This is a genomic window from Nocardioides xinjiangensis, from assembly GCF_017916455.1.
GTDB classification, from domain to species: domain Bacteria; phylum Actinomycetota; class Actinomycetes; order Propionibacteriales; family Nocardioidaceae; genus Nocardioides; species Nocardioides xinjiangensis.
In genome coordinates, this window is sequence record NZ_JAFMSY010000001.1 from 540,148 (window position 1) to 552,697 (window position 12,550).

12 protein-coding genes are annotated in these 12,550 nt (G+C 73.0%); 4 read left to right on the forward strand and 8 right to left on the reverse strand.

All coding sequences use genetic code 11. From position 1 onward, the window contains the following. The first annotated feature begins 95 nt into the window (after positions 1 to 95). A complete protein-coding gene (locus tag J3P38_RS02625; protein ID WP_210502591.1) occupies positions 96 to 440 on the forward strand; it encodes a TraR/DksA family transcriptional regulator in 345 nt (114 codons plus the stop codon). A 100-nt stretch (positions 441 to 540) separates the two neighbouring features. On the opposite strand, the gene nhaA is transcribed toward J3P38_RS02625, so the two are convergent. The 4 genes from nhaA to J3P38_RS02645 are packed head-to-tail and all read right to left on the reverse strand — an operon-like array spanning position 541 to position 4,779. Continuing rightward, positions 541 to 2,415 carry a Na+/H+ antiporter NhaA gene (gene nhaA, locus J3P38_RS02630; RefSeq protein WP_307807671.1) on the reverse strand — a complete coding sequence of 625 codons (1,875 nt, stop codon included), beginning with the start codon at positions 2,413 to 2,415 and terminating at the stop codon, positions 541 to 543. A 37-nt stretch (positions 2,416 to 2,452) separates the two neighbouring features. Continuing rightward, positions 2,453 to 3,526, reverse strand: coding sequence for a branched-chain amino acid aminotransferase (locus J3P38_RS02635; protein WP_210502592.1), 1,074 nt, complete (start codon positions 3,524 to 3,526; stop codon positions 2,453 to 2,455). Between the two features lie 13 nt (positions 3,527 to 3,539). Further along, positions 3,540 to 4,628 carry a 3-isopropylmalate dehydrogenase gene (locus J3P38_RS02640; RefSeq protein ID WP_210502593.1) on the reverse strand — a complete coding sequence of 363 codons (1,089 nt, stop codon included), beginning with the start codon at positions 4,626 to 4,628 and terminating at the stop codon, positions 3,540 to 3,542. A 10-nt stretch (positions 4,629 to 4,638) separates the two neighbouring features. Further along, entirely contained in the window at positions 4,639 to 4,779 is a 141-nt protein-coding gene (locus tag J3P38_RS02645) for a hypothetical protein (protein ID WP_210438306.1), read from the reverse strand. A gap of 291 nt (positions 4,780 to 5,070) precedes the next feature. On the opposite strand from J3P38_RS02645, the gene J3P38_RS02650 reads away from it, so the two are divergent. Continuing rightward, positions 5,071 to 5,637: an O-methyltransferase gene (locus J3P38_RS02650; RefSeq protein ID WP_210438307.1), complete on the forward strand. Its 567-nt coding sequence runs from the start codon at positions 5,071 to 5,073 to the stop codon at positions 5,635 to 5,637. Between the two features lie 10 nt (positions 5,638 to 5,647). Here the strand turns inward: J3P38_RS02650 and yczE are convergent, their stop codons facing one another. Beyond that, positions 5,648 to 6,331, reverse strand: a complete 684-nt coding sequence (gene yczE, locus J3P38_RS02655) for a membrane protein YczE (protein WP_210502594.1) — start codon at positions 6,329 to 6,331, stop codon at positions 5,648 to 5,650. 61 nt (positions 6,332 to 6,392) lie between these two features. Here yczE and yczR point away from each other — a divergent pair, with 61 nt between their 5' ends. Further along, positions 6,393 to 7,841 carry a MocR-like transcription factor YczR gene (yczR, locus tag J3P38_RS02660; RefSeq protein WP_210502595.1) on the forward strand — a complete coding sequence of 483 codons (1,449 nt, stop codon included), beginning with the start codon at positions 6,393 to 6,395 and terminating at the stop codon, positions 7,839 to 7,841. Between the two features lie 22 nt (positions 7,842 to 7,863). Here yczR and serA read toward each other — a convergent pair whose 3' ends face one another. Beyond that, complete coding sequence (gene serA, locus J3P38_RS02665) at positions 7,864 to 9,474, reverse strand: phosphoglycerate dehydrogenase (protein ID WP_210502596.1); 1,611 nt, start codon at positions 9,472 to 9,474, stop codon at positions 7,864 to 7,866. A 135-nt stretch (positions 9,475 to 9,609) separates the two neighbouring features. On the opposite strand from serA, the gene J3P38_RS02670 reads away from it, so the two are divergent. Then, positions 9,610 to 10,182, forward strand: a complete 573-nt coding sequence (locus tag J3P38_RS02670) for a YdeI/OmpD-associated family protein (protein ID WP_210502597.1) — start codon at positions 9,610 to 9,612, stop codon at positions 10,180 to 10,182. A 1-nt stretch (position 10,183) separates the two neighbouring features. Here the strand turns inward: J3P38_RS02670 and J3P38_RS02675 are convergent, their stop codons facing one another. Then, on the reverse strand, positions 10,184 to 10,897 hold the full coding sequence (locus tag J3P38_RS02675; RefSeq protein ID WP_210502598.1) for a DsbA family oxidoreductase: 714 nt from the start codon (positions 10,895 to 10,897) through the stop codon (positions 10,184 to 10,186). Between the two features lie 55 nt (positions 10,898 to 10,952). Next, the gene (locus J3P38_RS02680; RefSeq protein WP_210502599.1) at positions 10,953 to 12,467 is read right to left on the reverse strand and encodes a purine-cytosine permease family protein; all 1,515 of its coding nucleotides are present in this window, start codon (positions 12,465 to 12,467) and stop codon (positions 10,953 to 10,955) included. Positions 12,468 to 12,550: the final 83 nt, after the last annotated feature.

Genomic DNA, 12,550 nt, shown 5'->3' on the forward strand with positions numbered 1-12,550 from the left:
CTTATAGGGGTGTGCAGGCCCCCTTGAGTTCACAATCCCCCGCTCAACCGGGGGATTGCGACGGCGCTGTCGGACGGGTCGGCGACGATGGGACGGTGGACGGGACCAGGAGGCGCCTCGCGGAGGAGCGCGAGCAGGCGCTCGCGCGGCTGGCGGGCCTCACCGGCGACTACGACGCGGTGGTCGCCGCCTCGCGCGACACCAACGCCGACGACGAGCACGACCCCGAGGGAGCGACCATCGCGTTCGAGCGCTCGCAGATCGGGGCGCTCGTGCGGCAGGTACGCCGCCACCTCGCCGAGCTGGACGCCGCCTCGGCGCGCGTCGAGGCCGGCACGTACGGCATCTGCGAGCGGTGCGGGTCGCCGATCGGGGCGGCGCGCCTCGACGCGCTGCCGGCCGCCCGCCGGTGCATCGGGTGCGCCTCCGCCCCCGGCTGACCACCCGGCACGGACACACCCGGCACGGACACCCGGCGCGCACACCCGGCGCGGGACCTCGGACCGGTCCACACCCGGCGGACCCAGCGGCCGGGAGGCCTCAGCCGGTCGGCCGGCGTGCCGACTCGAGCGCGGCGATCAGGCTGCGGGCGTCGTAGGGACCGACGTGCCGGGTCTCGCCGACGAAGAACGTCGGCGTGCCACGCACGCCGCTCGCATCCGCCGAGGCGACGTCGTGCTCGACGTGCCGGACCACCGCGTCGTCGTCGAGGTCGCGCATGAACTGCTCCACGTCGAGGCCGACCTCGGCGGCGTACCCGACGAGGTCCTCGAGCTCGAGCTCGTCCTGGTGGGCGAAGAGGACGGCGTGCATCTCCCAGAACCGGTCCTGGCGGGCGGCCGCCTCCGCGGCGAGGGCGGCGAGCTCGGCGTGCGGGTGGACCGGGAGGGGCAGGTGCCGGGTGACGTAGCGCAACCGGTCGCCGAAGTGCGCCCGGAGCTCCGCGCCGACGCCGCTGACGCGGGCGCAGAACGGGCACTCGTAGTCGAGGTACTCGACCAGGGTCAGCTCGGCGTCGGCAGGACCGAGGACGTGGTCCCGGTCCGGGTCGACCGGCTGGCTGAGGGTGGTGGGCAGCGCGGCGTCGGTCTGGCCGAGCACGCGCGCGGAGAAGCGGAACGCCGCCCACCCGGCGAGGCTGGCCAGGACGGCGGCGAGCAGCACGCCCACGCGGGCCTGGTCCTGCAGCCGCGAGGACTCGAAGGCCAGGCTGATGATGAGCAGCGAGACGGTGAAGCCGATCCCCGACAGCGCACCGCCGGCGAGCGTGTGCCCGAGCCCGACACCCTGGGGCAGCCGGCCCCAGCCGAGCCGGACGCTGGCGAAGGCGCCGCCGAAGATGCCCACCGCCTTGCCGAGGACGAGGCCGAGCACGACGCCCCACATCAGCGTCGAGGTGAGGGCGTCGCCCAGCACCCCGTCGCGCAGGTCGACGCCGGCGTTGGCCAGCGCGAAGACGGGCACCACCACGTGGCTCGTCGGCGTGTGCAGCGCCTCCTGCAGGCGCTCGTTGACCGAGATCGCCCGGGTCAGCGAGCGGCGCGCGACCCGTTGCACGCCCGGCATCGGCGACTGCCGGAACGCGCGGAACGACCGCGCCGCGTCCTCCACATCGGAGCGGCGCGGATCGAGCGCCGGCACGAGCAGCCCGCTGACCATCCCCGCGATCGAGGCGTGGACGCCCGACTCGAGGGTCGCGATCCACAGCACCAGCACGACGAGCACGTACGGCGCCGCCTGCCACACGGCGTACCTGTCGAGCACGACCAGCACCACCAGGCACGCGCCGGCCACGGCCAGCGCCCCCAGGGACAGGTCGTCGGAGTACACGATGCCGATGACGCTGACGGCGACGATGTCGTCGATGACGGTCAGGGTCAGCAGGAAGATCCGCAGCTGCGTGGAGACGGCCGGCCCGACGAGCGCCATCACGCCCAGCAGGAACGCCGTGTCGGTGCCGATGACAGCGCCCCAGCCGGCGGCCTGCTCGCCGGTGGGGTTCAACGCGAGGAAGACCGCGGCGGGCACCAGCATGCCGGTGACGCCGGCGGCCAGCGGCACGACGACCCGGCGGCGGTCGGTGAGCTCGCCGATCGCGAACTCCTTGCGGACCTCGAGGCCGATGACGAAGAAGAACACCACCATCAGGCCGTCGTTGATCCAGTGGTGCAGGTCCATCGTGAGGCCGCCGTCGCCGAAGCGGATCGACAGCTCGGTGTGCCAGAGGTCGACGTAGGCCTGCGACCACGGCGAGTTCGCCCAGACCAGGGCGACCAGCGCGGCCACCACGAGCAGCCCGGCCGAGCCGGACTCGGTGCGCATGTAGTCGCGCAGCGACCTCGAGGTCTGGGCCTCGAAGGCGTGGGCGCCCTTGCAGGCCGACTGGTCGGCGGTCCTCGCCTCGGCCGCGGTCACCAGGGCAGGCTATCGGCGCCGGGCAACGCGCGGGCGGTCAGCAGACCCGGTGCATCCATCCGAAGGTGTCCTCGGCGCGGCCGAACTGCATGCCCACGAGCGCGTCGCGGATCCGCATGGTCAGCTCGGTGCTGGCGGGCGCCGGGGTCACGCCGTGGGGCGAGCGCAGCTCGCCGACCGGGGTGACGACGGCGGCGGTGCCGCAGGCGAAGACCTCGGTGATCTCGCCCGACGCGACGCCGTCGCGCCACTCGTCGATCGAGAACTTCCGCTCCTCGACGGCGTGGCCCAGCTTGCCGGCGAGCTCGATGATCGAGGCGCGGGTGATGCCCTCGAGGATCGTGCCGGTCTCGGGCGTGACGACGCGGCCGTCGGCGTGGACGAAGAACAGGTTCATCCCGCCGAGCTCCTCGATGTAGCGGAACTCCTGGTCGTCGAGGAACACGACCTGGTCGCAGCCCTGCTCGATGGCCTCGCGCTGCGCCGCCAGCGACGCCGCGTAGTTGCCACCGGTCTTCGCCGCGCCCATGCCGCCGCGACCGGCCCGGGTGAACGTCTCGGAGAGCCACAGGTTGACCGGCTTGACGCCGCCCTTGAAGTACGCCCCGGCCGGCGAGGCGATGACCATGAACGTCACGTGCTGCGCCGGGCGGACCCCCAGGAACTTCTCCGAGGCGAACATGAACGGCCGCAGGTAGAGCGACTTCTCCCCCTCGCTGTCGGGCACCCACCGCTGGTCGACCTCGACGAGCGCGTCGACGCACGCGACGAAGTCCTCGACGGGCAGCTCCGGGAAGGCCAGTCGCGCGCTCGAGCGCACCATCCGGGCGGCGTTCTGCTCGGGACGGAAGGTCCAGATCGAGCCGTCGTCGTGGCGGTAGGCCTTCATGCCCTCGAAGGTCTCCTGCGCGTAGTGCAGGACCGCGGTCGCCGGGTCGAGCGTCAGCGGGCCGTACGGCGTGATCCGCGCGTCGTGCCAGCCGGCGTCCGGTGTCCACTCGACCGTGAGCATGTGGTCGGTGAAGTGCACCCCGAAGCCCGGGTTGGCGAGGATCTCGACGAGCCTGGCGTCGTCGACGGGCGTGGGGTTCGCGGCGGTGCTGATCTGCATGGGGTCAACCTACTCAGAGGCGGGCTGCGATGGCGTCCCCGACCTCGCTCGTACGACGGCTGGTGCCCGGCGTGCGCTCGCTGAGGTCTGCGAGGACGGCAGCCTCGATGGCGGCGGCCGCCTCGGGGTGGCCGAGGTGGTCGAGGAGGAGGGCACCCGAGAGGATCGCGGCGGTCGGGTCGGCCTTCTGCTGGCCGGCGATGTCGGGGGCGGAGCCGTGCACGGGCTCGAACATCGACGGGGCGGTGCGGTCGGGGTTGACGTTGCCCGAGGCGGCCAGCCCGATGCCGCCGGTGATGGCCGCGGCGAGGTCGGTGACGATGTCGCCGAACAGGTTGTCGGTGACGATCACGTCGAAGCGGGCCGGGTCGGTGGCGAGGAAGATCATCGCCGCGTCGATGTGCATGTAGTCGATCGTGACGTCGGGGTGCTCGGCCGCGACGGACTCGAAGAGCCGCCACCACAGCGACCCGGCGTTGACCAGCACGTTGGTCTTGTGGATCAGCGTCAGCTTCTTGCGCGGGCGCTTCTGCGCCCGCGCGAACGCATCGCGGACCACGCGCTCGACGCCGTACGCGGTGTTGACCGAGACCTCGGTCGCGACCTCCGCGGGAGTGCCGACCCGCAGGGCGCCGCCGTTGCCCGTGTAGGGGCCCTCGGTGCCCTCGCGGACCACGACGAAGTCGATGTCGCCCCTCTCGAGAACCGGGTCCGCCAGGGGTGAGGTCGAGCCGGGGAAGAGCCGCGACGGTCGCAGGTTGACGTAGTGGTCGAGCTCGAACCGCAGCCGCAGCAGCAGGCCGCGCTCGAGGAGGCCGGGCGGCAGGCCGGGGTCGTTGGGCCTGCCGCCGACCGCACCCAGCAGGATCGCGTCGTGCTCGCGGACCTCCGCGAGCACGGAGTCCGGCAGCACCTCGCCGGTCGCGAGGTAGCGCTCCGCGCCGAGGTCGTACTGCGTGGTCGCGAACGACACCGGCGACGCGACCTCGAGCACCTTTAGCGCCTCGGCCGTCACCTCCGGGCCGATGCCGTCGCCCGGGATGACGGCGAGGGTCTGGCTGCCGGAGGGACGCGACGGGGACGGTGGCTGGCTGTCAGGCATGCCGGGAACGCTAGTTGTCCTCCGGCCACTGACCGCCGTCGTCTCGCAGGTCAAGCGCGGTCTGCACGGCGAACGCGACGTTCTCGGCGCTGCGCGGGTTCTCGGGGTCGTGGGCGGCGGGGCCCCATGCGTCGGGGTACATCTGGTACATCGGTCACTCCTGCGGCTTCGAGGGCGACAGCGTCGAAGGCGTCGATGGCTGTCGTGGCTGGATCGAGAAGCCGGGTGGCGGAACCTCGTCAACGCCGAACGCCGCGACGAGGTGGCCTCTCTGTCAGGCCTCGCCGCGGCGGTCGATGAGTACGAGCACGCTCCGCATGGTGCCGCGACTGTACGACCGTGGCTGCGGTCGGCGCACGCGACTTCGGGGAACGTGTCAGATCGTGAGATCTCGGATCGCCACGTGGGATCCGCCGCGAGGAGTGACAGACTCGGCGGCCTCATGTCTGCTCCTCCGGAACTCCCCGACATCGTCCAGCGCGCCTTCGACGTGTGCCGCCAGGCCGGCTACGTCGCGTTCTGCCGCAACGAGACCGGTCGGCTGCTGGCGACGCTGGCGGCGACGCGCGGCGGCACGATGGCGGAGTTCGGCACCGGCTGCGGCGTGGGGACCGCGTGGCTGCGCAGCGGCGTGCGCAACGGTGCGCGGATCCTCACCGCGGAGCTCGACGAGTCGCTCGCCGGGGCCGCGCAGACGATCTTCACCGACGACGACCGGGTCGAGGTGCTGGCCGCGGACTGGAGCGTGCTGCGCGAGCAGGGTCCGTTCTCGCTGCTCTTCCTGGACTCCGGGAGCCCCTCCGAGGTCGGCGTCGAGTCGACGATCGACCTGGTGGAGCCGGGCGGGATCGTGGTTCTCGACGACTTCGCGCCGTGCGAGTCGTGGCCGCCGATCGCCTACGGCCGCGTCGACACGCTGCGCGAGCAGTGGCTCACCGACGAGCGCTTCACCGCGGTCGAGGTGATGGTGGCGGCCGACGCGTCCGCGATCATCGCCACCCGTCGCTGACGGCGCGGCGTCAGCGCGGGCCCGGCGCCGTCACGTCGACGGTGAACCACGGCAGCATCAGCTGGGTGAGCGGCCCGATCGCCAGCGCGTAGACGACGGTGCCGACGCCGAGCACGCCCCCGAGCAGCAGGCCGATCGCCACGACGCTCACCTCGATCCCGGTGCGCACGAGCCGCAGGGACAGCCCCGTGCGCCGCGAGAGGCCGGTCATCAGCCCGTCGCGCGGGCCGCGGCCGAGCTGGGCGCCGATGTAGAGCGCGCCGGCCGCGCCGCACAGCACCACTCCGCCGACCACCAGCCCGAGGCGGGCCGCCAGGGCGTCGGGCCGGTCGAGCACGGCGAGGGTGGCGTCGGCGGACAGTCCCACCACGACCGCGTTGCTGATGGTGCCGAGGCCGGGCATCTCCCGCAGCGGGATCCACAGGAGCAGCACGACGAAGCTGAAGAGCACGACGGCCTGGCCGAGCGTCATCGGCACGTGGCGGATGAAGCCGGAGTGCAGCACGTCCCAGGGCGCGAGGCCGAGCGCCCCGCGGACCATGAGGGCGAGCGAGACGCCGTAGAGGAAGAGCCCCACGTAGAGCTGGGGCAGGCGGCGGCCGAGCCGGCCGGCGCGCAGCTGCGCGAGCGGGCCGAGGTCGACGAGGACGCGCCCGGAGGCGGCGGGGACGGAAGACGTGGTGGTGCTGCTCATGCCTCGAGCATCCCGCAGATTGGCCTTGTCGGAAATAGCCAATCGTGGAACAGTGGCCTGCATGAGTCGCGTCGTCACTGCCCAGCGCATAGCCAGTCTGGTGGGTGACTTCCCCCGCTCCCCCGCCTACGTCGGCCTCGCCGACAGCCTGCGCGTCCTGATCGGCGACGGCCGCGTCGGCATCGACGTACGCCTGCCGAGCGAGCGGGAGCTGACCAGCGCGCTCGACGTGTCGCGCACCACCGTGACGCGGGCCTACGAGGTGCTGCGCGAGTCGGGGTACGCCGAGGCGCGCCGCGGGTCGGGCACGTTCACGACCGTGCCGGGCGGGCAGCGGCGTGCCCACGACCGCGCCCTGATGCCGGGCACCGGCGGTCGCGACGTCATCGACCTCAACTGCGCCGCCCACTCGGCGCCACCCGGCCTGGTGGAGGCCTACCAGCGCGCGACCGAGCAGCTGCCGGCCTACCTCGGCGGACCGGGGTACTTCCCGCTGGGCGTCCCGGAGCTGCAGGCGCGGATCGCCGCGGCCTACGACGCCCGCGGGCTGCCGACGGCTCCGGAGCAGGTGATGGTGACCGCGGGCGCGCTGGCCGCGGCGTCCGTCGTCGCCCAGGCCTTCACCGCCCCCGGCGAGCGCGTGGTCGTCGAGTCGCCGACCTACCCCAACGCCACCCAGGCCGTGCGCCACGCCGGCGCCCGCCTCGTGCCGGCCGCCGTCGATCCCGACGGCTGGGACCTCGACGCGCTCGCCGCGACGCTGCGGCAGACCTCGCCGCGGCTCGCCTACCTCATCCCCGACTTCCAGAACCCCACCGGCCACCTCATGTCCGAGGCGCAGCGCGAGGCACTGGCCGCTGCCCTCGCGCGCACCCGGACGACCGTCGTCGCCGACGAGGCGCACCAGGCCCTGGCCCTGCGGCCGGGACTGGCCGAGGCGATGCCGCCACCGCTGGCGGCGTACGCCGACGACGCGATCACGATCGGCAGCGCGAGCAAGTCGTACTGGGGCGGGCTGCGGCTGGGGTGGGTGCGGGCCCCGATGGCGGCCGTGGAGCGGCTGGTCCAGGCCCGGATCGGCCTCGACCTCGGAGCGCCGGTCCTCGAGCAGCTGGTGCTCGCGGACCTGATGGACCACGCCGACGAGGTGCTGCCGCTGCACCGGGAGCGGCTCGTCGCCGGTCGGGACGCGCTCGTGGCGGCGCTGCGCGAGCACCTGCCGTCGTGGCGGTTCCGGGTGCCCGACGGCGGGCTCGCGCTGTGGTGCGAGCTGCCGGAGGCGCTCGGCACGGCGACCACCGTCGAGGCCGAGCGCCGCGGCGTCGTCGTGGCACCCGGACCGGTCTTCGCGGTCGAGGGCGGGCTCGACCGCTACGTCCGCATCCCGTGGACCGCCGCGCCGGAGGACCTCACCGAGGCCGTCCGCCGCCTGGCGGCGGCGTGGGAGCACGTGTCCACCGACGCCGCCCGGCCGGCGGCCCGGGCCGCCGGCCGCGTGATGGTGGCCTGAGCCACGACGGACCGGCCTCCCGTCAGGACAGGTCGACCGCGCGGACCGAGGCGGCCTGCATGGCGGTCTCGATCTCGGCCAGGGTCTCGGCCGGGATCGCGGAGTCGACGCTCAGCGCGACCAGCGCGGCGCCGCCCTTGTCCTGGCGCGAGACCTGCATGCCGGCGATGTTGACAGCGGCGTCGCCGAGGATGCCGCCGACCGTGCCCACCATGCCGGGGCGGTCCTCGTAGGTGAGGAAGGCGAGGTGGGTGGTCGGCTCGATGTCCACGTCGAACCCGTTGACCTCGACCAGCCGCTCCTTCTGCGCGAGGCCGACCAGCGTGCCGCTGACCGAGACCTGCGTGCCGTCGGCGAGGGTGCCGCGGAGGGTGATGAGGTTGCGGTGGTCGGGGCTCTCGGTCTCGGTCACGAGCCGCACCTCGGTGCCGCGCTCGGCCGCGAGCAGCGGGGCGTTCACGTAGGAGACCTGCTCCTCGACGATGTCGGCGAACACGCCCTTGAGGGCCGCGAGCTCGAGCACCTTGACGTCGTACTCGGTGATCTCGCCGCGGACCTCCACGTCGAGCTGGTGGGCGACCTCGCCGGCCAGCGCGGTGAAGACGCGGCCGAGCTTCTCGGTGAGCGGGATGCCCGGACGCACGTCCTCGGCGATGACGCCGCCCTGCACGTTGACCGCGTCGGGGACGAGCTCGCCGCTCAGCGCGAGGCGCACCGACCTGGCGACCGCGATGCCCGCCTTCTCCTGGGCCTCGTCGGTCGAGGCGCCCAGGTGCGGGGTGGCGACGACGTTCTCCAGCTCGAAGAGCGGGCTGTCGGTGCACGGCTCCTTCGCGAACACGTCGAGCCCGGCGGCGGCGATCTGCCCCGTCTTGAGCGCGTCGTAGAGCGCCGCCTCGTCGACGATGCCGCCGCGGGCGGCGTTGACGAGCACCAGGCTCCTCTTCGCGCGGGCGAGCTGGTCGGCGCCGATGAGACCCACGGTCTCGGGGGTCTTCGGCAGGTGCACGCTCATGAAGTCGGACTCGGCGACGAGGGTCTCGAGGTCGACGAGCCGGACGCCCATCTGCGCGGCGCGGCCGGCCTGGACGTAGGGGTCGTAGGCGATCACCTTCATGCCGAAGGCGCTCAGCCGCTGCGCCACGAGGACGCCGATGCGGCCCAGGCCCACGATCCCCACGGTCTTCTCGTAGAGCTCGATGCCGGTGTACTTCGAGCGCTTCCACTCGCCGTTGCGCAGCGCCGCGTGGGCCGGGCTGAGGTGACGGGCGGCGGCGAGCATCAGCGCGACGGCGAGCTCGGCGGCGCTGACGATGTTCGAGGTCGGCGCGTTGACGACCATCACGCCGGCCTGCGTGGCGGCCTTGACGTCGACGTTGTCGAGCCCGACGCCCGCGCGGGCGACGACCTTCAGGCGGTTCGCGGCGGCCAGCGCCTCGGCGTCGACCTTCGTCGCGGAGCGCACGAGGACCGCGTCGACGTCGGCGATCGCCGGGATCAGCTCGGCGCGGTCGGCGCCGTTGCAGTGCCGGACCTCGAAGTCGGGGCCGAGCGCCTCGATCGTGGCGGGGCTCAGCTCTTCGGCGATGAGCACGACCGGCCGGGCGAGCGGTGCAGGAGCGGATGCGTTCACAGCGGGGTCCTCGGGTGATCAAGGGTGTGTGCGGGGACTGCACGACGCTGTGCGCGCACCACACTACCCGCGAGCCGGGCGCGAGTCCCAGCGCCTCACCATCCGGACGTCGTACCCGGCGCCTACGATCCCGGCATGGGAGCCATGGACGACGCGCAGCGGCTGGAGCCCGCCTCGGTCGAGGAGTGGAGCGCGTGGCTGCGCGAGCACCACACGCAGCCCCAGGGAGTGTGGCTGGTGAGCCCGCGCAAGGCCGGTGACCGGGCGTTCTCCTACGAGGAGGCGGTGCTCGAGGCGCTTCGCTTCGGCTGGGTCGACTCGACGGTGAAGCCGGTCGACGAGCAGCGCTCGATGCAGTGGTTCGCACCGCGCCGCAGGGGCAGCATGTGGACGCGGATCAACAAGGGCCGGGTCGCCCGGCTCGAGGAGTCGGGGCTGATGGAGCCGGCCGGGGCGGCGGCGGTCGCCCTGGCCAAGGAGACCGGGATGTGGACCCTGATGGACGACGTCGAGGCCTGCGTCGTGCCCGACGACCTCGCCGCGGCCTTCGACCGCCATCCCGGGTCGCGGGAGCACTGGGAGTCGTGGCCGGCGTCGGCGCAGAAGCTGATCCTCACCTGGATCGTGCTGGCCAAGAGGGCCGAGACGCGCGCGAGCCGCGTCGAGACGACCGCCGAGCAGGCCGCCCGCGGCGAGAGGTCGCGCTAGGTCAGACGGCGCAGCCGTCGGGGCCGCAGGCCTCGCCGCCGTCGCTGGTCGCGAGCACCTCGATCCTCGGGTGCGACTCCGACCAGGCGCGCTCCAGCACCTGCGTGAAGACCTCGGTCGGCTGCGCGCCGGAGACGCCGTACCTGTCGTCGACGACGAAGAACGGGACGCCGCCGGCGCCGTAGGCCTGCGCCTGCGCGGCGTCGGCGTGCACGTCCTGCTCGAACTCGCGGGAGCCGAGCACCTCGTCGAGGCGCGCGGCGTCGAGCCCGGCTGACAGGCCGACCTCCCGCAGCACGGCGTGGTCGGCGACGTTGCGCGCCTCGGTGAAGTAGGCGTGCAGCAGCGCCTCCTTCACCCGGCCCTGCAGCTCGTTGCCGCCCTGCTGGTGGGCGAGGTGGATGACCCGGTGGGCGTCGACGGTGTTGAGGTGCAGCGTCTCGGAGAGCCGGTAGACCAGGCCCTCCTCGGCGGCGACGGCCTCCACACGGTCCTGCATCTGCCGCGCCCCGGCGGGCGACTGGCCGTACTTGCGGGCCAGCATCGCGCTGGTCCGCTCGGTCGGTACGACGGGCGCGCCGGGGTCGAGCTGGTAGGAGCGCCAGTGCACCTCCACCTCGTCGGCGTGCGGGAACCGCGCCAGCGCGTTCTCGATGCGGCGCTTGCCGATGTAGCACCAGGGGCAGACGACGTCGGACCAGATCTCGATCTTCACCTCCGCGCCAACGCCGCTCGTGGCCCGCGTGTTCCCTGCGGCCGCGGGAGCAGGATCAGGCGCCGGCCTCCTGGCGACGGACCGCGCCGCGGCGAGCGACGTACGTCACCGCGAAGCCGAGCACGAGCGCCAGGAGCACGCCGAGGTTGGCGTAGGGCCAGTTGCCCTCCCAGTAGGGGCCGGCCGGGTCGTCGACGTAGGTCCCGAGGCCGAGGGGGCCGATGAGGAAGCCCTGCCAGTTGTTCCACGCGGCGTCGGCGGCGAAGCTGTTGACCACCAGGCCCCAGCCGATGACCGAGGCGCCCACCATCGTGGCGACCGACGTCCAGTCGACGGCTCCGTAGCGGCCGCTGCTGTCGAAGAGCGCCTCGTCGTCGTAGTCGCGCCGGCGCAGCGCGATGTCGGCGATCATGATGCCCGCCCACGCGGCCAGCGGCACCCCGAGGGTGATCAGGAAGCTCTGGAAGGGACCGAGGAAGTCCTCGGCGAAGAACACCACCCAGACCGTGCCGAGGGTGAGGATGAGGCCGTCGACGAAGGCAGCCGCCGGCCGCGGCATCCGCACCCCCAGCGAGAGCAGCGTCAGCCCGGAGGAGTAGATGCCGAGCACCGCCCCGCTCACCAGCGCCAGGATGGCGGCGAGGAGGAACGGCACGAGGAACCACGTCGGCAGCAGCGTGCCGAGGGTGCCGATCGGGTCGGCGACGATGCCGGCGCTGAGGTCGCTCGACGAGCCCGCGAGCAGCAGGCCGAAGACGACCAGCACGGTGGGCGCCACCGCCCCGCCGAAGGTGTTCCAGCCGACGATCGCCGAGCCCCTGGCGTCCCGGTGCTGGTAGCGCGACCAGTCGGCGGCGATGTTGATCCAGCCCAGGCCGAAGCCGGTCATCACCATCACGAGGGCCCCGACCAGCTGCTGGGCGCTGCCGCCCGGGACGTCCTGCACCGCCGACCAGTCGATCTCGTCGACGGTGAGCGCGACGTAGACCACGGTGGCGATGCCGGTGATCCAGGTCAGCACCGACTGCATGCGCATGATGACGTGGTAGCCCGCGACGCTGGCCGAGACGATGAGCGCCGCCACGACGACGGTGGCCACCACCCGGGTGCTCGTGCCGGACGCCCAGCCGAGCTGGTCGAAGATCGTGGCGGTCGCCAGCACGGCGAGGATGGCGAGGAAGGTCTCCCAGCCGATCGACACCAGCCACGAGATCACGCCGGGCAGCTTCTGGCCCTGCACGCCGAACGCCGCCCGGCTCAGGATCATCGTCGGCGCCGACCCGCGCTTGCCCGCGATCGCGATGATCCCGCACAGCGCGAAGGACACCACGACCCCGACCACGGTGACGAGGAGCGCCTGGACGAAGGAGATGCCGAAGCCCAGCACGAACGAGCCGTAGCTGATGCCGAAGACCGACACGTTGGCCGCGAACCACGGCCAGAACAGGTCGCGCGGGCGGGCGGTGCGCGCGGACTCCTCGATGATCTCGATGCCCGTGGTCTCCACCCCGAGGCGACGGGTCTGCTCGAGGCCCGACCCGTCCGGGCCGGTGGTCGCTGTGTGACTCATGACCGCATCGTCGCGCACCGGGGCCTCGTGGGTCGAGGCAGGGCCCCGGACGCACGTACGGCTCGCCGCCCAGGAGGTCGTCC

Excerpts from the sequence above, each read along its gene's own strand:
- J3P38_RS02635 (WP_210502592.1), bottom strand. The coding sequence starts at position 3,526 with ATGCAGATCAGCACCGCCGCGAACCCCACGCCCGTCGACGACGCCAGG.
- J3P38_RS02640 (WP_210502593.1), bottom strand. The coding sequence starts at position 4,628 with ATGCCTGACAGCCAGCCACCGTCCCCGTCGCGTCCCTCCGGCAGCCAG.
- J3P38_RS02645 (WP_210438306.1), bottom strand. The coding sequence starts at position 4,779 with ATGTACCAGATGTACCCCGACGCATGGGGCCCCGCCGCCCACGACCCC.
- J3P38_RS02650 (WP_210438307.1), top strand. The coding sequence starts at position 5,071 with ATGTCTGCTCCTCCGGAACTCCCCGACATCGTCCAGCGCGCCTTCGAC.
- yczE (WP_210502594.1), bottom strand. The coding sequence starts at position 6,331 with ATGAGCAGCACCACCACGTCTTCCGTCCCCGCCGCCTCCGGGCGCGTC.
- yczR (WP_210502595.1), top strand. The coding sequence starts at position 6,393 with ATGAGTCGCGTCGTCACTGCCCAGCGCATAGCCAGTCTGGTGGGTGAC.
- J3P38_RS02670 (WP_210502597.1), top strand. The coding sequence starts at position 9,610 with ATGGGAGCCATGGACGACGCGCAGCGGCTGGAGCCCGCCTCGGTCGAG.
- J3P38_RS02680 (WP_210502599.1), bottom strand. The coding sequence starts at position 12,467 with ATGAGTCACACAGCGACCACCGGCCCGGACGGGTCGGGCCTCGAGCAG.